This window comes from Pseudomonas sp. LBUM1658 (assembly GCF_059716055.1).
In genome coordinates, this window is record NZ_CP166798.1 from 6048592 (window position 1) to 6066740 (window position 18149).

Genomic DNA, 18149 nt, shown 5'->3' on the forward strand with positions numbered 1-18149 from the left:
AGTTGATGATTCATGGATATCCGTAAAGTTAAGAAACTGATCGAACTGCTGGAAGAATCCGGCATCGACGAGCTCGAGATCAAGGAAGGCGAAGAGTCCGTACGGATCAGCCGCCACAGCAAAACCCCGGCTCAGCAATACTACGCGCCTGCTCCTATGCCCGCTCCGGCTGCCGCGCCTGTCGCAGCCGCCGCACCGGTTGCCGCAGCACCTGCCGCACCGGCTGCTCCAGTGCTCAATGGCACCGTTGCCCGCTCGCCGATGGTAGGTACGTTCTACCGCAAATCTTCCCCTGGCTCGCCGTCCTTCGTTGAAGTCGGGCAGAGCGTGAAGAAAGGCGACACCCTGTGCATCGTCGAAGCCATGAAGATGATGAACCACATCGAAGCTGAAACCAGCGGAGTGATCGAATCCATCCTCGCTGAAGACGGCCAGCCGGTTGAGTACGACCAACCGCTGTTCACCATCGTTTGAACCGCGGAGAGCCAACGATGTTGAAACCTGCGAAGTTGGAAAAAGTCCTGATCGCCAACCGCGGTGAAATTGCCCTGCGGATCCTGCGCGCCTGTAAAGAGATGGGCATCAAGACCGTCGCCGTTTATTCCACGGCCGACAAAGAGCTGATGCACCTGGGCCTGGCGGACGAATCCGTCTGCATCGGTCCGGCATCCGCCGCAAAGTCTTACCTGCACATCCCGGCGATCATCGCGGCCGCTGAAGTGACTGGCGCCACCGCCATTCACCCAGGCTACGGTTTCCTCGCGGAAAACGCCGATTTCGCCGAACAGGTCGAGAAATCCGGCTTCGCCTTCATCGGCCCGAAAGCCGAAACCATCCGCCTGATGGGCGACAAGGTTTCCGCCAAGCACGCCATGATCGCTGCCGGGGTTCCAACCGTTCCGGGTTCCGACGGCCCACTGCCTGAAGACGAAGAAACCGCTCTGCGCATTGGTCGCGAAGTCGGTTACCCAGTGATCATCAAAGCCGCTGGCGGCGGTGGTGGTCGTGGCATGCGCGTTGTGCACACAGAAGAAGACCTGATCTCCTCGGCGAAACTGACCCGCTCCGAAGCTGGCGCAGCGTTCGGCAACCCGATGGTCTATCTGGAAAAGTTCCTGACCAACCCACGTCATGTGGAAATCCAGGTGCTTTCCGATGGCCAGGGTCATGCCATCCATCTGGGTGACCGCGATTGCTCACTGCAACGTCGCCACCAGAAGGTTCTCGAAGAAGCCCCGGCACCGGGCATCGACGAGAAAGCACGCCAGGAAGTCCTCGCACGCTGCGTCAAGGCCTGCATCGACATCAACTACCGCGGCGCGGGCACCTTTGAGTTCCTTTACGAGAACGGCGCGTTCTACTTCATCGAAATGAACACTCGAGTTCAGGTAGAACACCCGGTATCGGAAATGGTCACAGGGATCGATATCGTCAAGGAGATGCTCAGCATCGCCGCCGGCAACAAGCTGTCGTTCACACAGGATGACGTAGTCATTCGTGGTCACGCGCTGGAATGCCGGATCAATGCCGAAGACCCGAAAACCTTCATGCCAAGCCCTGGCACGGTCAAGCATTTCCATGCCCCGGGCGGCAATGGCGTGCGTGTTGATTCGCACCTGTACAGTGGCTACGCAGTACCGCCGAACTACGATTCGTTGATCGGCAAACTGATCACTTACGGTGCAACCCGTGAAGAAGCCCTGGCGCGCATGCGCAATGCGCTGGATGAAATCGTTGTCGACGGGATCAAGACCAATATCCCGCTGCACCGCGACCTGGTCCGTGATGAAGGCTTCTGCGAAGGTGGCGTGAACATCCACTACCTGGAACACAAGCTGGCTGCCCAGCATTAAGATGTGATCCAGACCAACAAGGCCGCTCTCGAGCGGCTTTGTTGTTTCTGAAGGTTTCATTCAATCTGCAGGAATACACATTCCCTGTGGGAGCGGGCTTGCCCCAATGCCCCTGTGGGAGCGAGCTTGCTCGCGATGGTCGTTAACGATAACGCGTGCTTTCTGAATAAACGCGCCGCCCTGGAGCCCATCGCGAGCAAGCTCGCTCCTACAAGAGCCCTTGCCCACCCCCACAAAAGCTCCGCGCTCGCGTAAACTGGCGGGCTTCCAGCAGCCCACCAGGTTGCAATCAATATTTTTCAAAGGTGCCCGCCATGCCTTGGCTGCAAGTCCGTCTCGCCATCAGCCCAGAACAAGCCGAAACCTACGAAGACGCTTTCCTGGAAGTCGGCGCCGTTTCGGTGACGTTCATGGACGCAGAGGATCAGCCGATCTTCGAGCCGGAGCTCAACACCACTCCGCTGTGGTCCCACACCCATCTATTGGCGCTGTTCGAAGACGGCACCGAAGCCGCCAGCGTGCTGGCCCATATGGAGCTGCTGGCCGGCGGCCCACTGCCTGAGCATCACAGCGAAATCATCGAAGACCAGGACTGGGAACGCAGCTGGATGGACAACTTCCAGCCAATGCGCTTCGGCCAGCGTCTGTGGATCGTTCCAAGCTGGCACGCCGCGCCGGAGCCGGACGCCGTCAACCTGCTGCTCGATCCGGGGCTGGCGTTCGGTACTGGCACTCACCCGACCACGGCCCTGTGCCTGGAATGGCTCGACGGCCAGGACCTGAAGGGGTGCAACGTGCTGGACTTCGGTTGCGGCTCGGGGATCCTGGCGATTGCCGCCTTGCTGCTGGGTGCCAAAGAAGCGGTCGGCACCGACATCGACGTGCAGGCGCTGGAAGCTTCCCGCGACAATGCCGGGCGCAACAACATCGCCGAAGAGCTGTTCCCGCTGTATCTGCCGCAAGATTTGCCGCAGGTTCAGGCCGACGTACTGGTCGCCAATATCCTCGCCGGTCCGCTGGTTTCACTGGCCCCGCAACTGTCCAGCCTGGTCAAGCCCGGCGGGCGCCTGGCACTGTCGGGCATTCTCGCCGAGCAAGGCGATGAGGTCGCAGCGGCTTACGCCCAGGACTTCGAGCTGGACCCGATTGCAAATCGCGAAGGTTGGGTGCGCATCACCGGCCGTCGGCGCTAGAATGGACGCCTGCATAATCCGGATTGCCGCATGACCGACAGCTTCGTCACCCAGTGCCCGCATTGCCAAACCAGCTTTCGCGTGAACCACGCCCAATTAAGCGTGGCCCGCGGAGTGGTTCGTTGCGGCTCATGTCTGCAGGTGTTCAACGCCGCACGCCAGTTGCTGGAGCAAGGCGCTGGCAAGGAACCCGCCGCGCCATTGCCCGCCGCGCCCCGGGCGATCAGCCAGAAGCAGTGGACGGCCGCCGAACTCGACCTGGACGACCTCGACGAAGAACTCGCCAGGCTCGAACAGCGGGAAATCCAGCCGATCATGGACCTCGGCCAGGAACGCAAGCCCAGAGCAGAGTCGCTGAGCGCACGCCGGGAAATCACCGGCGGCGAGGAAGAACAGTGGACTGGCAGCCTGTTCAGCGAACCGACGGCGGAACGCGCGGAAGTGCTCGAACCTATTGAGCCTCTGGCCAATACAGACAGCCAGCCGATAGCCCCGATCGTCGAGCCGGACAGCCCCAGCCGTACCGAACCCTCACTGTCCTTCGAGCTTGACGATCTGCGGGACGAGCCCGAGGCACCAGTGATACGCCTGGAGCAGGAGCCGCCAACGCCAGAACATTTCGAGCGCCTGAGCGCGACGGATGTCGCTGACGAAGATCTGCTGGAACCCGAGCCTGCGCGCAAGAAGCGCGGACGCAACGAGCCAGGCCTGCATGACGAAGTGCTACAGGACCTGATCGACGAACCGGTGCACCTTGATTGGCAAAAGCGCCGTTCCCCCTGGGGTCGACGCATTCTCTGGGGACTGCTGATTCTTCTCGCCGCCGCCGCTTTGGCCGGTCAATACATTGCCTATCACTTCGAGGAACTGGCCCGCCAGGACCAGTACCGCCCGTGGTTCCAGCAACTGTGCCCGGAAATCGGCTGCGCGGTGCCGTCCAAGGTCGACATTGCCCGTATAAAGAGCAGCAACCTGGTGGTACGCAGCCACCCGAACTTCAGCGGCGCACTGATAGTCGATGCGATCATCTACAATCGCGCACCGTTCTCTCAACCCTTCCCGCTGCTGGAACTGCGCTTTGCCGATATCAATGGGCAACTGATCGCCAGTCGGCGCTTCAAGCCGAGCGAGTACCTCAGCGGCGATCTTGAAGGCCTGGCGGAAATGCCATCACAAACACCAATCCATATCGCCCTGGACATCCTCGACCCCGGTCCTAAAGCCGTTAATTACAGCCTGAGCTTTCATTCGCCCGAGTGAAACGCTTCAGTCAAGCGCCGCGGCTTTGGATTGACGGCGTTTTTCTGACTTCCTCGTCTCGAACCAAACTGCTGGCGATAACAGAATAACTGTTCAGATTTTATCCAATTCAGCCTTTATCCGGTCATCGAGAGCGGGTATCATGCCAACCCTTTTTCGAACTCTAATGATCCGGCCCCACACCAGGGAAGTCCTATGTCGGCGGTACGCATCGGTCCATATACATTGCCCAACGGCTTGATTCTCGCCCCTATGGCGGGGGTCACTGACCAGCCCTTTCGTCAGCTGTGCAAACGGTTGGGCGCAGGCCTTGTAGTCTCGGAAATGGTCACCAGCGACATGAGCTTGTGGAACAGCCGCAAATCGCGTCTGCGCATGATCCACGAAGGTGATCCCGAGCCGCGCTCGGTACAGATCGCCGGCGGTGATGCACAGATGCTGGCGGATGCAGCCCGCGCCAACGTCGAGCTGGGCGCACAAATTATTGATATCAACATGGGTTGTCCGGCGAAAAAAGTCTGCAACAAGGCTGCCGGTTCCGCGTTGCTGAAAGACGAAGACCTGGTGAGCGAGATCCTGCATGCCGTCGTGGCGGCAGTCGATGTGCCGGTCACCTTGAAAATACGCACCGGCTGGGACCGGTCGAACAAGAACGGCCTGACGGTGGCGAAGATCGCCGAGCAGGCAGGTATCACCGCGCTGGCGGTCCATGGCCGGACCCGTGCCGATCTGTACACCGGTGAAGCCGAGTACGACACCATTGCCGCAATCAAGCAGGCGGTGTCGATTCCGGTCTTCGCCAACGGCGATATCGACTCGGCCGAGAAAGCCCGGTACGTGCTGCAAGCGACCGGCGCCGATGGTCTGTTGATTGGCCGGGCTGCCCAGGGGCGACCATGGATTTTTCGTGAGATCGAGCACTTTCTGCGTACCGGCGAAACACTCCCGGCACCGGAGCTGTTCGAGGTGGAACGTATTCTGCTGGAGCATCTGGCCGCGCTGCATGCCTTCTATGGGGATGTCATGGGCGTACGCATTGCTCGCAAGCATGTGGGCTGGTATCTCGCAACCCTGCCGGGCGCCAGGGAGTTTCGCGCCCAGTTCAATCGTTTGGATGAAACGGAAGCACAGTGCGCCAACGTTCGTGAGTTCTTTGCCGAACGCTACAAGAGCCTGGTGACAGGGGACGGAGAAGGGGTGGCCGCATGACGATGATGACCGAGACTTTAGTGAGTGGAACAGCACCCGTGAGCGACAATGTGAATTTGAAACAGCACCTCAATACACCGAGCGAAGAGGGTCAGACCCTTCGCGGGAGTGTCGAGAAAGCGCTGCACAATTATTTCGCCCACCTTGAGGGCGCTGCCGTCACGGACGTGTACAACCTTGTGCTGTCCGAAGTCGAGGCGCCATTGCTCGAAAGCGTGATGAACTACGTCAAGGGTAACCAGACCAAGGCCAGTGAGCTGCTCGGTCTGAACCGCGGCACCTTGCGCAAGAAACTCAAGCAGTACGATCTGCTGTAAGCATTCAATCAAACCAGAAAGGCGTCCGTGTAAAACCGGTCGCCTTTTTTGCTGACTCATTTGCTTTTGATGGAAATTGAAATGACCGACCAGACTACCCGCCTGCCGATCCGCCGCGCCTTGATCAGCGTTTCCGACAAGACCGGGATTCTCGAGTTCGCCAAGGAGCTTTCAGCTCTGGGCGTCGAGATCCTTTCCACCGGCGGGACCTTCAAGCTGCTGCAGGACAACGGCGTGGCCGCAGTGGAAGTCGCGGACTACACCGGCTTCGCAGAAATGATGGACGGTCGGGTCAAGACCCTGCACCCGAAAATCCACGGCGGGATTCTCGGTCGTCGCGGTATCGACGACGCCATCATGAATGAACACGGCATCAAGCCGATCGACTTGGTAGCGGTCAACCTCTACCCCTTCGAAGCCACCATTTCCAAGCCAGGTTGCGACCTGCCGACCGCTATCGAGAACATCGATATCGGCGGCCCGACCATGGTTCGCTCCGCGGCCAAGAACCACAAAGACGTGGCCATCGTGGTCAACGCCAGCGACTACGCCAGCGTCCTGGAAAGCCTCAAGGCCGGCGGCCTGACTTACGCTCAGCGCTTCGACCTGATGCTCAAGGCCTTCGAACACACGGCCGCCTACGACGGCATGATCGCCAATTACTTCGGCACCGTGAACCAGACCGCTGAAACCCTCAGCACCGAAGCTCGCAGCCAGTTCCCGCGCACCTTCAACAGCCAGTTCATCAAGGCTCAGGAAATGCGTTACGGCGAGAACCCGCACCAGAGCGCGGCATTCTACGTTGAAGCCAAACCTGCCGAAGTCGGTATCGCCACCGCGACCCAGCTGCAAGGCAAAGAGCTGTCGTACAACAACGTGGCCGACACCGACGCCGCGCTGGAATGCGTGAAGAGCTTCGTCAAACCGGCCTGCGTCATCGTCAAGCACGCCAACCCGTGCGGCGTTGCCGTCAGCCCGGACGCCGAAGGCGGCATCCGTCAGGCTTACGAACTGGCCTACGCCACTGATACCGAATCGGCGTTCGGCGGCATCATCGCCTTCAACCGCGAACTGGATGCTGAAACCGCCAAAGCCATCGTCGAGCGTCAGTTCGTCGAAGTGATCATCGCGCCAAGCGTCACCGAAGAAGCCCGTGCCATCGTGGCTGCCAAAGCCAACGTACGCCTGCTGGCCTGCGGCCAATGGTCGGCCGATCGCGCCGCAGCCTGGGACTACAAACGCGTCAACGGCGGCTTGCTGGTTCAGAGCCGCGACATTGGCATGATCGGCAGCGAAGACCTGAAAGTGGTGACCAAACGCGCTCCGACCGAGCAGGAGATCAACGACCTGATCTTCGCCTGGAAAGTCGCCAAGTACGTCAAGTCCAACGCCATTGTCTACGCCAAAAACCGCCAGACCATCGGCGTCGGCGCCGGCCAGATGAGCCGCGTCAACTCCGCGCGCATCGCCGCGATCAAGGCTGAACACGCCGGCCTGCAGGTGCAGGGTGCAGTCATGGCCTCCGACGCGTTCTTCCCGTTCCGCGACGGCATCGACAACGCAGCCAAGGTCGGCATCACTGCGGTGATCCAGCCAGGCGGCTCGATGCGTGACAATGAAGTAATTGCCGCTGCAGACGAGGCCGGCATCGCCATGGTCTTTACTGGCATGCGCCACTTCCGTCACTGATAACGCAGTTCCCCCTGTAGGAGCTGCCGCAGGCTGCGATCTTTTCGGGTTCGACACCGATTGAAGATCAAGATCAAAAGATCGCAGCCTTCGGCAGCTCCTACGAGGGCATTCAGCGCTTCCACAGAATTCAGCGTCATCGAGGTTTTTGAAATGAATGTTTTGATCATTGGCAGCGGTGGCCGTGAACACGCCCTGGCCTGGAAAGTGGCTCAGGATCCGCGTGTCGAAAAAGTATTTGTCGCTCCGGGCAACGCCGGCACCGCCATTGAAGCCAAGTGCGAGAACGTCGCTATCGACGTGCTGGCCCTTGAGCAGCTGGCCGACTTCGCCGAGAAGAACGTTTCCCTGACCATCGTCGGTCCGGAAGTGCCACTGGTGGCCGGCGTCGTCGATCTGTTCCGCTCCCGCGGCCTGGATTGCTTCGGTCCGACCTCCGGCGCCGCCCAGCTGGAAGGTTCCAAGGCGTTCACCAAGGACTTCCTGGCTCGCCACAAGATCCCGACGGCCGACTACCAGAACTTCACCGAGATCGAGCCGGCCCTGGCTTACTTGCGTGAAAAAGGCGCCCCCATCGTGATCAAGGCCGACGGCCTGGCCGCTGGTAAAGGCGTGATCGTCGCCATGACCCTGACCGAAGCCGAAGACGCCGTGCGCGACATGCTCGCCGGCAATGCGTTCGGCGAAGCCGGTTCCCGGGTGGTGATCGAGGAGTTCCTCGACGGCGAAGAAGCCAGCTTCATCGTCATGGTCGATGGCAAGAATGTTCTGCCCATGGCCACCAGCCAGGACCACAAACGCGTCGGCGACGGCGACACCGGCCCGAACACGGGCGGCATGGGTGCCTACTCCCCTGCCCCGGTGGTCACCGCCGAGGTGCATCAGCGCGTAATGGATCTGGTGATCTGGCCGACCGTGCGCGGTATGGCCGAGGAAGGCAATGTCTACACCGGTTTCCTCTACGCCGGTCTGATGATCGACAAGGCCGGCAATCCGAAAGTCATCGAGTTCAACTGCCGCTTCGGTGACCCGGAAACCCAACCGGTGATGCTGCGCCTGCAGTCGAGCCTGGTATTGCTGATCGAAGCTGCCCTGGCCCAGGCCCTGGACAAGGTCGAAGCGCAATGGGATCCGCGCCCAAGCGTAGGCATCGTGCTGGCAGCCGGTGGCTATCCTGGTGATTACGCCAAAGGCGCGGTCATTGAAGGTCTGGATGCAGCGGCCGCACTGGAAGGCAAAGTCTTTCACGCTGGCACTGCATTGAAAGACGGTCAGGTGGTTACCGCTGGCGGCCGAGTGCTCTGCGCCACCGCGCTGGGCCAAAGTGTCGATGCGGCTCAACAGCAGGCTTACCAATTGGCGGCTAAAATCGATTGGCAAGGCTGCTTCTACCGCAAGGACATTGGCTACCGTGCCATTGCCCGCGAGCGTGGCGAAAATCTGGAATAAGCTATCCGTTCGGCCAGGCAAGGGTCCCGGACCCTTGCCGTGCTGTTCCAGCCCCGCGCATAGTTGTAATCTGGCATCAACCTACGAAGGGATTTCGCCGTGCGCTGGCTCAGGATTGCCATAGGTCTTACCGTCAGCCTGCTGACTCTGCTCTGTTTGCTACCGGCCCAGGCCGCGCAAGGCAGTGGCTGGGCGGTATTGCTCGACGAAACGGCCGACTTGCAATTGAGCGACATCCGCTCTGCCCGCTACACCAATCAATTCAGCCCGATCGACCTGAACCAGCTGACCGCCGCCGAGCCCGATTGCGCCTTATGGCTGCGCTTCAAACTCCAGCCGGGCAAACACGAGCAACTGCTGCGCATTTTCGCGCCAGATCTGGCTCAACTGAATCTATACGTGCTCGACGACGACAAGTTGATCGAGCAATTGAACACCGGTAACGATCAGCCCCAATCCCAGAGGCCGTTGCCGAGCAGCGACTTCATGCTGGCGCTGCCGCAAAGCCCAAATGCCCTTGAGGTGTATGTGCGGCTGGTTTCCGAGCACCAGCTACGTCCTTACATCACCTTGCAATCGGCGGTCATGACTGCGGCAGATCAAGGCCAGACATTGATCTATGGCTTGCTGTTCGGCTGCCTGGCTATGCTGATCCTGCATAATCTGACGCGCTACGCCTACACCCGCTCCAGAAGCTGCATATGGCTGGCCGCCTGCGAAGGCCTGTTGCTGCTCAGCCTGCTCCTGCTGTTGAATCTGCCTGGCCCCTGGCTGCCGGACTGGCACGCCCTGCAAACCCCTGGCGCCTATCTGGCCTTGCTGCTGACAGCACCTTGCGGCCTGATGTTCGCCTACCGATTCTTCGCTCCACTGGGCCCCCATCCGCTGAACCGGCTGTTGCTGGGCGATATTCTGCTGACCACCTTGTGCAGCCTGTTGCTGCTGTTTGTCGACACCCTGCCGCTGAACATCATTACCTACGCACTGGTGGCGCTCGCCGGCCTGAGCATGCTGTTCGTCGCCGCTTACCACTGGCAAAAAGGCTATCGCCCCGCTCGACTGTTCGTGGTCGCCATGGTGATCTTCAACATCGGTACCCTGATCATTCTGCCAGCACTGCTTGGACTGACCCTGGTGGCGCCGCAAGGTCTGATCATGACGCTGCTCGGGTTCATCTGCCTCAGCGGCCTGTTGATGAGTATTGCCTTGGGCGAACGTCAGCGCAGCATCACCGAAAACCGCTTCAGCGTCAGCTGCGACCTGGCAGCCAGCAACGCCGAGATCAACGCCAAGGCCGAGTTCCTGGCGAAGATCAGCCACGAGATCCGCACCCCGATGAATGGTGTGCTGGGCATGACCGAGTTGCTGCTGGGCACCCCCTTGTCAGTCAAACAGCGGGACTACGTGCAAACCATCCACAGCGCCGGCAACGAATTGCTGACCTTGATCAACGAGATTCTCGACATCTCCAAGCTCGAGTCCGGGCAAATCGAGCTGGATGATGTGCAGTTCGACCTCAACGCCCTGATCGAAGACTGCCTGAGTATTTTCCGGGCCAAGGCCGAGCAGCAGAATGTCGAACTGATCAGTTTTATTCAGCCGCAAGTACCACGGGTGATCAGCGGCGACCCTACTCGCCTGCGCCAGACATTGCTGAGCCTGCTGGAAAATGCCCTGAAGAAAACCGACGAAGGCGAAATCCTGATCGTCGTCGCCCTTGACGAACGCAGCGCCAAACCGCGGCTACGCATCGCCGTCCAGGACAGCGGCATACCGATGGACGCCAGCGAACGCGATGCCCTGCTGCACGCCGAACTGCACAGCAAGAATTTCCTCTCGGCGACGCGCCTGGGTGGCAATCTGGGGCTGGTCATCGCCCGCCAGCTGATCCTGCTGATGCACGGTGAATTCGGAATCAAAAGCGGTAACAACAGCGGCAGCACCCTGTGGCTGACCTTGCCGCTGGATCCGGAACGCCTGGAACATCCGACCTCAGACCTCGATGGCCCGCTGCAAGGTGCCCGAGTACTGGTGGTGGATGACAACGACACCTGCCGCAAAGTCCTGGTGCAGCAATGCAGCGCCTGGGGCCTGAATGTCAGTGCCGTGCCTTCCGGCAAGGAAGCGCTGGCCCTGCTGCGGACCAAAGCGCACCTGCGCGACTACTTCGACGTGGTTCTACTCGACCAGAACATGCCCGGCATGACCGGCATGCAATTGGCGGCGAAGATCAAGGAAGACCCAAGCCTGAACCACGACATCCTGCTGATCATGCTCACCGGCATCAGCAATGCGCCGAGCAAGATCATCGCGCGCAATTCGGGAGTCAAGCGCATCCTGGCCAAACCGGTTGCCGGCTACACCCTCAAGACCACCCTGGCTGACGAACTGACCCGACGCAACAAAGGCCTGGTCGTGCCCTATCACCTGCCATCGGGTGTGCCTGTATCGGTCAAGGTGCCCAGCGATTTCCGCATCCTGGTCGCCGAAGACAACAGCATCTCGACCAAAGTGATTCGCGGCATGCTCGGCAAGCTCAATCTGCAACCGGACACCGCCAGCAACGGCGAAGAAGCCCTGCAGGCGATGAAAGCCCAGCGTTACGATCTGGTGCTGATGGATTGTGAAATGCCAATCCTCGACGGTTTTTCCGCCACTCAGCAACTGCGCGCCTGGGAAGTCGGCAACCAGCGCATGCGCACTCCGGTGGTAGCGCTCACCGCGCACATCCTCACCGAACACAAGGAGCGCGCGCGTCAGGCCGGCATGGACGGGCACATGGCCAAACCGGTCGAGCTATCGCAACTGCGCGAGTTGATCGAACACTGGGTTGCCCAACGGGATTTGCAGAATCAGCTGGCTGTTCAAACCTCCTGAGCCGACAGACTGCGCAACGCCTGATAGACTCCCCATCGCCCTCCCTTCGTTGCGAGCTCCAACCATGCTCCACGTGCTGTTCAGCGTTTACCTGAAGATGCTGGTGCTCTATAGCCCGTTCTTCGTCCTGTCCTGCTTCATCAGCCTGACCCGCGGTTATTCCAGCAAGGAGCGTCGGCGCCTGGCCTGGAAAGTCGCCCTCGCGACTCTGGTCTCCAGCGTCTTGCTATATCTGTTCGGACGGGTGATTTTCAGCGTATTCGGCATCACGGTGGACGCCTTTCGCATCGGCGCCGGGAGCGTGCTGTTCATCTCGGCATTGGGCATGGCTCAAGGCAAGCTGGCGGTGCAGACCGATAACGTGCAGCAGGACGTGACCATTGTCCCGCTGACCATTCCCCTGACCGTCGGCCCCGGGACTATCGGTGCCCTTCTGGTCATGGGCGTCAGCCAGCCACACTGGGACGACAAACTCACCGCCATCCTCAGTATCGCTCTGGCCAGCCTTACCGTCGGCGTGGTGCTCTATCTGTCGAACCGCATCGAACGCATTCTTGGCGATCAGGGTCTGCAGATTGTCAGCCGGTTGATGGGGTTGTTCGTGTGTGCACTGGCGGCGCAGATTATTTTTACCGGGGTGAGGGGTTATTTAGTCCCCTAGGAGAGCCTATACCCAAGCCTGCACCACATGTCTACCGACCTGTACGGTCCTGAAACCGGAGACGCAACGTCTCCAGTTTTTCTTGAATACTTAGATGCGCTTGCCAAACTCTTTTTCTAACATTTCTCTCTTGAACAGACTCAAATATTCCATCACAAGATCTTTGACCTCATCATATTCCCCAGGGTCATAAACCATGGCTCCCTCGCCGTTAAACGTATTCTGCTGCGAAACATCCCAATCGATAAATAGAACTCCGCCTTTAGGTTGACTGCCTAAAATATCGACAGAGGCCACTGAGGCCATGATATCTCCATGAACCGTCTGCCCGCAGGGTAAAACGGTGAACTTGACCCCCTCGGGTTCTTTCGACGAGGATTCAAATAGCCTTAACGCTTCGGGGTTTTTTTTCAACTCGGCCAGGGTAGTACTGGCCACTGCGTTGAGTGCCGCCACGCCAGGTATTTTGCTGACTACCGCCGACAAGGCGGTATCGAGGATATTTAGAACAATATTATCCATCGTTACCCGAACACTCTCCTTCTTGTAGTTTGTATAAGCATGGTGATACACCGTCCAGCCAACTGCCTCCATCGCCTCCAGGTACCGTTTGTATCGCTGTTTTCCCTGACCCAGCTTTGGGAACTCGCGTTCGGACTTGTGCGATGCGAACTTGTGGCAGTTCTTGAAGATCCGCATATTCTCCTTGGATATACCCTCGGCAAAACCGACTATGTCGGCGCCTAATATAGCCGCATTCAATGCGTCAGAACCTATTACTTGCTCAGTTGAAAAACCTCTCCCTTGTACGTAACCCGAGGCTTTACGCAAGGCCCGTTCTTTACTGATGCACGCTTCGACAAATGCAACGCGTTCAGCAACACTGAACGTTGGAACCATAATATCTTTCATTTCCAAATTCCTTTTTAGATAGCGGCAAGCCCATCTGGACTCAAGAATAAAATTAGCGCTGTTTTCTGCCGCACTCAAACTCGAATTAAATTCAATATATGTTCATGGCAAGACAAGCAGAGCGGCTTTGCACCTGCCACTGTCATGCTCAAGCGGTCTGCACGGCCAGTTCGTCAATTCAAATCCGGATGCCAGAAGTTGGCTATCAGAACCAGCCACACAGAGGACTAGGGTTTCAGACCATACCAACGCGGCGTATATACCCATTCACCACCCTCGGCACGAGGAAACACGCACGTAGTGGAAGAGCCTATGAGCACCATGGTGCGCATATCCACCTGGTCCGGGGTCAAAAGCCCAAGCGTGGTCACCCGCAAGGTCTGCCCGGGACGGCCAATATCTCGCCCCAATACCACCGGCGTTTCCGGCGTGCGGTGCTGCGCGACGATTTCCAGGGCTCGACCCAACTGCCACGGCCGCGAACGGGAGATCGGGTTGTAAAAGGCCAGCGCCAGGTCAGCTTGGCAAGCCAGGTCCAGTCGCTTCTCGATGATGTCCCAAGGCTTGAGGTTGTCCGACAGCGACAGCACGCAGAAGTCGTGGCCCAGTGGGGCACCGGCCTGAGCCGCGGTGGCCAGGGAGGCGGAAACGCCCGGGAGGATTTCCAGGTCGACGTTGTGCCAACTCGGCTCCGTCGACTCGTGCAACGCTTCAAGTACCGCCGCGGCCATGGCGAACACGCCAGGGTCACCGGACGAAACGACAACGACCGAACGCCCTTGGGCGGCCAATTTGAAGGCATGTCGGGCACGCTGCATTTCTTCGCGGTTGTCGGTGCAGTGCAGTATTTGATCGGCACGGAACGGCCCGGCCATGCGCACGTAGGTTTCGTAGCCAAGCACATCGTTGGCTTTAGCCAGTTCAGCTTTCACCGCCGGGACCATCAATTCAGCAGCGCCAGGGCCCAGGCCGATCACTGCCAGGCGGCCACGCGGGCGACCGATCTGCAAAGGGTCCAGCGGCTGTTGGGCGACGCTAATGGCAATGCCATCGCCCACACACAGCGGTGGCAACAATTGCGGCACTGCGTGTTGCGCCAGCTCGCTGACATTCGCGGCAGCGGCCGCGAAACGCAGAGGCACACCCAACTCGAGCGCAGCTTCACGCAACCGAGGGCTGGCCATTTCCGTGTCGGCCGCCAACAGGCACGCGATCGATTGGATGGCGATCTTTGCTTCGTGCAAGGCCGCGCGGATCGCTGGCGCAAGGTCCGCCACACTGGCACTCACCGCCACCAGCACACTGCGCGGATAGATCAGCAGCTCATTGGCCACAGGCTCACGCTCGGCACAGCCGACATGGATCGCCAACCGCGCTTGTTGATCTTCCGCTAACTGTGCGCCAGCCAGCCAGGGGGCTGCGCCTTCAATACGCACGCTTTCGCCAGCGAGCAAGTCCGAGACAAAGCGTTTGCCCAGCTCCAGATCGCCCAAGGCATAGCCACTCGGAGGATTGAGCAAGCAGGTGCCGAAGCGCAGTTCACCGCTGGTGGTGATGGCGGGAGCGACGCCCAATCCGGCACCAATTTCCCGAGCCAGGACATTAACCCCGCTCAAGCCCCCGAGTAACGGCACCACCGCACTACCGTCTTCAGCGACAGCCAATACCGCGGGTTCCGCGCCTTTTTCCAGCAGCAGCGGAGCCAGGGTCCGGATCACAATCCCGGCAGCGCACAAGGCTATGATCGGTGAGTCCTGCTGATAGAGCTGGCGCAGGGTCGCACCGAACTCGTGATAGCTGCGGTCGGCGCCTTCAACCCGTTCGGCCAGGCCGTGGATCAATGCGTCCGGGTACAGCTGCTGGATCTTGCGCGCCGTGGCGAGGCTGCCATTGCCCAGAATGACAATGGCCGGGGCAGAACGAGTCATCAACCTTGCCACCTTTCACCGGGAACGATGATCAGCGAGAAGTACGGCGAGGACATGGGTTCGACTTGATCCAGCGGCACGATCTTCTGGTTGGCCATGGTCGCACGCTCGACATACAGCGCCCGATGCGCCAGCCCGAGTTCTTCCAGGACCTGGCGAACCTTGGGGAAGTTGCGCCCCAGTTTCATTATCACCGCTGCGTCAGCATCGGCCAGACGGCGCTTGAGGTCTTCGGCAGGCAGCACGCCGGACAACACCGACAGGCTCTGATTGCGATACACCAGCGGCGCCCCCAGCACCGAAGCGCCGCCGAGCATCGAGCACACGCCCGGTATTACTTCGGCTTCATAGCGTTCGGCCAGACGGTCATGCAGGTACATATAGGAACCGTAGAAGAACGGGTCGCCCTCACAGATCACTGCTACATTTCGGCCGGCATTCAAATGCCCGGCGATATCTTCGCTGGCGCCGTCATAGAAATCGCTGATCACTTGCTCGTAGGACAACGGTGCCGGCAGTGCTTCAGTGGTCACGGGGTACACCAGCGGCATCAAGGTTTGCGCGTCTTGCAGATGGGCTTCGATAATGCCGAACGCATTGCCCTTTTTGCCCTTGGCGACAAAGTACGCCACCACCGGCGATTCGCGCAGCAGGCGCAGGGCTTTGACAGTAATCAGTTCCGGATCACCCGGGCCGACGCCCAGGCCAATCAAACGTCCAGGTTGCTGCATCATTCAATCTCCGTGGCGAGGGCGTTGACGGCGGCTGCGGCCATGGCACTACCGCCCAACCGGCCTTGCATGATCACAAAGGGCACGCCACGACTGTCGGCAGCGAGCATCGCCTTGGACTCGGCGGCACCGACGAAGCCCACCGGAAAGCCGAGAATCAGTGCGGGTTTCGGTGCGCCGGCGTCGAGCATTTCCAACAGGTAGAACAGCGCGGTCGGCGCATTGCCGATCACCACCACGCTGCCCTCCAGATGCGGGCGCCACAGCTCCAGTGCAGCGGCCGAGCGAGTGTTGCCCAACTCCCGCGCCAGGTCCGGCACGCTCTCGTCGCGCAGGGTGCAGATCACCTGATTGTTGGCGGGCAAACGCGCGCGGGTCACGCCCTCGGAGACCATTCGTGCATCGCAGAGAATCGGTGCGCCGGCCGCCAGCGCATCGCGCCCGGCCTTGCCCGCTCCAGGCGAGAATTGCAGCCCGTCGATCGCGTCGACCATGCCGCAGGCGTGGATTACCCGCACCGCAAGCTTTTCCAGATCGGCAGGAATTCGGTCGAGACGAGCCTCGGCACGAATGATCGCGAAGGAGTTGCGATAGATCTCCTGACCGTCGCGGATGTAATCAAGCATCAAGGTGGCTCCGTGGGCGGGCGTCAAGCAATGCGCCAACCGCTTCAATTGTGAGGTTGCGCGCGTGCAGGGTGCCGAAACCCGGCTGCCCTGCATCGCGAAAATAGAGGTCGTAAAGACCGGGGCCAACGGCCAGCAAGGTGACTGGCGCACTGTGCGCGGCGGCGCAGGATCGCTGGCAGCCAGACAGATGCACACTCAGGGCATTACCCTGACGCTGCAGCAGCGCGGCCAGTTGCAGTGCATCACCCTTGGTGTCGGCCAGGCCTTTGCCGCAGCCGCTTGAGCCGGTGCAGGCGAGCAACTGCGCCAGGGCCTGCTCGAGCGAACACAGCAAGCCAAGGTGTTGCAGGCGTTGCGTCACGCTCGGAGCATCTTGTAGACGGATATTGGGCAGCAACAGGCTTTGCCAAGGGGTAAAACGCAGGCAGCCGTCGCCAAGTTCGTTGGCCAGTTGCGCCACGCTGCGCAGCATCACTGGATCGAGACGACCCAAGGGGGTGGCGGCGCCGACATAAACCAGATCGGTTTCACGCTGTGGATAAGTGCCTATATGCAATAGTTTCGGTGCCTGTGAGCGCTGCCAATCACAGATTGCGACTAGAGGCACGCGCTCGGCCAACGACTGCAAAAAGTTATCCACCGGTAGTTCCGCCAATAGATGGCGCATGCGCGTTTGATCCGGGCGTGCCAGTTCAAGAAACAACTCCAGCACCGCGACCACCAGTGCATGCCCCTCTGCCAACGTCACGGCGGCCAATGGCGGGTCTGTCGGACAGCCGGCCAAACCGAAGGCCAGCAGCAATTCACCGTTCAATTCCAGCGCCGACAGCCACAGGTCATGGGGATGTTCGAGCATCGCCAGCGCCTCACCACCATCCAGTTGCACGGCGAATTTGGCCGAAAGGTCGTGGAAGCGTGGGTGATTTTGCAGAGTGCCGAGGATCTGCTCGGCGAGCGGTCGAGTGTTAATCAGCAGGTGCCGGTCGATCCCTGCGCTGGGGCTGAGCATCAGATTGCGCACATCGTCACCAGCCGCAGTGGTCGGACCGAGTCCAGTGGCGAGCAGGCTGTCGATCAGCGCCGACTGTTCGCTGCCAATCCCGCGAATCTGCAGATTGGCGCGGTTGGTTGCCTCGATCACGCCACTGGCGTAACGCTCGGCCGCGTCGGCCACCGCGCAGGCTTGCGCAGCGCTGATCGAGCCGCCGGCCAATTTAATCCGGCAGATACCGCCGTCCAAAGCCTGGACGATACGTAATAACCCCGGACAAGCAGAGGGACGCAGGCTCGTTATGAGCGTATTTGAAGGCAGTGGTGTGTTCAAGACTCAGCCTGTGAAGAAGCCCTTCGCTATCGAAGGCGACGTATTATGCCTGCTTTGGCCATCGTGATGAAAAGGCTGCCGGTCAGAATGACCCGGTTCTTCATAGCATGCATTATT

General features: G+C 59.9%; 15 protein-coding genes. 10 read left to right on the forward strand and 5 right to left on the reverse strand.

The window, feature by feature from the left end; genetic code table 11:
* Nucleotides 1-12: 12 nt before the first annotated feature.
* The 10 genes from accB to ACA064_RS28025 all read left to right on the forward strand — a co-directional run bounded on the left by accB (nucleotide 13) and on the right by ACA064_RS28025 (nucleotide 12508).
* Nucleotides 13-474: an acetyl-CoA carboxylase biotin carboxyl carrier protein gene (gene accB, locus ACA064_RS27980; RefSeq protein ID WP_497671015.1), complete on the forward strand. Its 462-nt coding sequence runs from the start codon at nucleotides 13-15 to the stop codon at nucleotides 472-474.
* 17 nt (nucleotides 475-491) lie between these two features.
* Complete coding sequence (gene accC, locus ACA064_RS27985) at nucleotides 492-1853, forward strand: acetyl-CoA carboxylase biotin carboxylase subunit (RefSeq protein WP_497671016.1); 1362 nt, start codon at nucleotides 492-494, stop codon at nucleotides 1851-1853.
* A gap of 314 nt (nucleotides 1854-2167) precedes the next feature.
* Entirely contained in the window at nucleotides 2168-3046 is an 879-nt protein-coding gene (prmA, locus tag ACA064_RS27990) for a 50S ribosomal protein L11 methyltransferase (protein WP_497671017.1), read from the forward strand.
* Between the two features lie 30 nt (nucleotides 3047-3076).
* The gene (locus ACA064_RS27995) at nucleotides 3077-4306 is read left to right on the forward strand and encodes a DUF3426 domain-containing protein (protein ID WP_497671018.1); all 1230 of its coding nucleotides are present in this window, start codon (nucleotides 3077-3079) and stop codon (nucleotides 4304-4306) included.
* A gap of 195 nt (nucleotides 4307-4501) precedes the next feature.
* Nucleotides 4502-5515 (forward strand): tRNA dihydrouridine synthase DusB, encoded by a 1014-nt coding sequence (dusB, locus tag ACA064_RS28000; RefSeq protein WP_497671019.1) that lies wholly within the window; start codon nucleotides 4502-4504, stop codon nucleotides 5513-5515.
* Nucleotides 5512-5832, forward strand: coding sequence for a DNA-binding transcriptional regulator Fis (gene fis, locus ACA064_RS28005; RefSeq protein WP_007921650.1), 321 nt, complete (start codon nucleotides 5512-5514; stop codon nucleotides 5830-5832). Before dusB ends, fis begins: the two co-directional genes overlap by 4 nt.
* Before the next feature lie 81 nt (nucleotides 5833-5913).
* On the forward strand, nucleotides 5914-7521 hold the full coding sequence (purH, locus tag ACA064_RS28010; protein WP_497671020.1) for a bifunctional phosphoribosylaminoimidazolecarboxamide formyltransferase/IMP cyclohydrolase: 1608 nt from the start codon (nucleotides 5914-5916) through the stop codon (nucleotides 7519-7521).
* Nucleotides 7522-7674: 153 nt separating this feature from the next.
* Nucleotides 7675-8970, forward strand: coding sequence for a phosphoribosylamine--glycine ligase (purD, locus tag ACA064_RS28015; RefSeq protein WP_497671021.1), 1296 nt, complete (start codon nucleotides 7675-7677; stop codon nucleotides 8968-8970).
* Nucleotides 8971-9069: 99 nt separating this feature from the next.
* Nucleotides 9070-11847 (forward strand): hybrid sensor histidine kinase/response regulator, encoded by a 2778-nt coding sequence (locus ACA064_RS28020; protein WP_497671022.1) that lies wholly within the window; start codon nucleotides 9070-9072, stop codon nucleotides 11845-11847.
* Between the two features lie 64 nt (nucleotides 11848-11911).
* Nucleotides 11912-12508, forward strand: coding sequence for a MarC family protein (locus ACA064_RS28025; protein WP_497671023.1), 597 nt, complete (start codon nucleotides 11912-11914; stop codon nucleotides 12506-12508).
* 90 nt (nucleotides 12509-12598) lie between these two features.
* Here ACA064_RS28025 and ACA064_RS28030 read toward each other — a convergent pair whose 3' ends face one another.
* From ACA064_RS28030 to cobG, 5 genes are all read right to left on the reverse strand, one after another.
* Nucleotides 12599-13420 (reverse strand): hypothetical protein, encoded by an 822-nt coding sequence (locus ACA064_RS28030; RefSeq protein WP_497671024.1) that lies wholly within the window; start codon nucleotides 13418-13420, stop codon nucleotides 12599-12601.
* Between the two features lie 227 nt (nucleotides 13421-13647).
* Nucleotides 13648-15348 (reverse strand): precorrin-3B C(17)-methyltransferase, encoded by a 1701-nt coding sequence (cobJ, locus tag ACA064_RS28035; protein ID WP_497671025.1) that lies wholly within the window; start codon nucleotides 15346-15348, stop codon nucleotides 13648-13650.
* Entirely contained in the window at nucleotides 15348-16079 is a 732-nt protein-coding gene (locus tag ACA064_RS28040) for a precorrin-2 C(20)-methyltransferase (protein ID WP_497674348.1), read from the reverse strand. Before ACA064_RS28040 ends, cobJ begins: the two co-directional genes overlap by 1 nt.
* The gene (locus ACA064_RS28045; protein WP_419116965.1) at nucleotides 16079-16705 is read right to left on the reverse strand and encodes a precorrin-8X methylmutase; all 627 of its coding nucleotides are present in this window, start codon (nucleotides 16703-16705) and stop codon (nucleotides 16079-16081) included. The genes ACA064_RS28040 and ACA064_RS28045 overlap by 1 nt, the downstream gene beginning before the upstream one ends.
* Entirely contained in the window at nucleotides 16698-18032 is a 1335-nt protein-coding gene (gene cobG, locus ACA064_RS28050; protein ID WP_497671026.1) for a precorrin-3B synthase, read from the reverse strand. The genes ACA064_RS28045 and cobG overlap by 8 nt, the downstream gene beginning before the upstream one ends.
* Between the last annotated feature and the right edge of the window lie 117 nt (nucleotides 18033-18149).

Excerpts from the sequence above, each read along its gene's own strand:
- prmA (WP_497671017.1), top strand. The coding sequence starts at position 2,168 with ATGCCTTGGCTGCAAGTCCGTCTCGCCATCAGCCCAGAACAAGCCGAA.
- ACA064_RS28040 (WP_497674348.1), bottom strand. The coding sequence starts at position 16,079 with ATGCAGCAACCTGGACGTTTGATTGGCCTGGGCGTCGGCCCGGGTGAT.
- accC (WP_497671016.1), top strand. The coding sequence starts at position 492 with ATGTTGAAACCTGCGAAGTTGGAAAAAGTCCTGATCGCCAACCGCGGT.
- ACA064_RS28045 (WP_419116965.1), bottom strand. The coding sequence starts at position 16,705 with ATGCTTGATTACATCCGCGACGGTCAGGAGATCTATCGCAACTCCTTC.
- fis (WP_007921650.1), top strand. The coding sequence starts at position 5,512 with ATGACGATGATGACCGAGACTTTAGTGAGTGGAACAGCACCCGTGAGC.
- cobJ (WP_497671025.1), bottom strand. The coding sequence starts at position 15,348 with ATGACTCGTTCTGCCCCGGCCATTGTCATTCTGGGCAATGGCAGCCTC.
- ACA064_RS28025 (WP_497671023.1), top strand. The coding sequence starts at position 11,912 with ATGCTCCACGTGCTGTTCAGCGTTTACCTGAAGATGCTGGTGCTCTAT.
- dusB (WP_497671019.1), top strand. The coding sequence starts at position 4,502 with ATGTCGGCGGTACGCATCGGTCCATATACATTGCCCAACGGCTTGATT.
- purH (WP_497671020.1), top strand. The coding sequence starts at position 5,914 with ATGACCGACCAGACTACCCGCCTGCCGATCCGCCGCGCCTTGATCAGC.
- ACA064_RS27995 (WP_497671018.1), top strand. The coding sequence starts at position 3,077 with ATGACCGACAGCTTCGTCACCCAGTGCCCGCATTGCCAAACCAGCTTT.
- purD (WP_497671021.1), top strand. The coding sequence starts at position 7,675 with ATGAATGTTTTGATCATTGGCAGCGGTGGCCGTGAACACGCCCTGGCC.
- accB (WP_497671015.1), top strand. The coding sequence starts at position 13 with ATGGATATCCGTAAAGTTAAGAAACTGATCGAACTGCTGGAAGAATCC.
- ACA064_RS28030 (WP_497671024.1), bottom strand. The coding sequence starts at position 13,420 with ATGAAAGATATTATGGTTCCAACGTTCAGTGTTGCTGAACGCGTTGCA.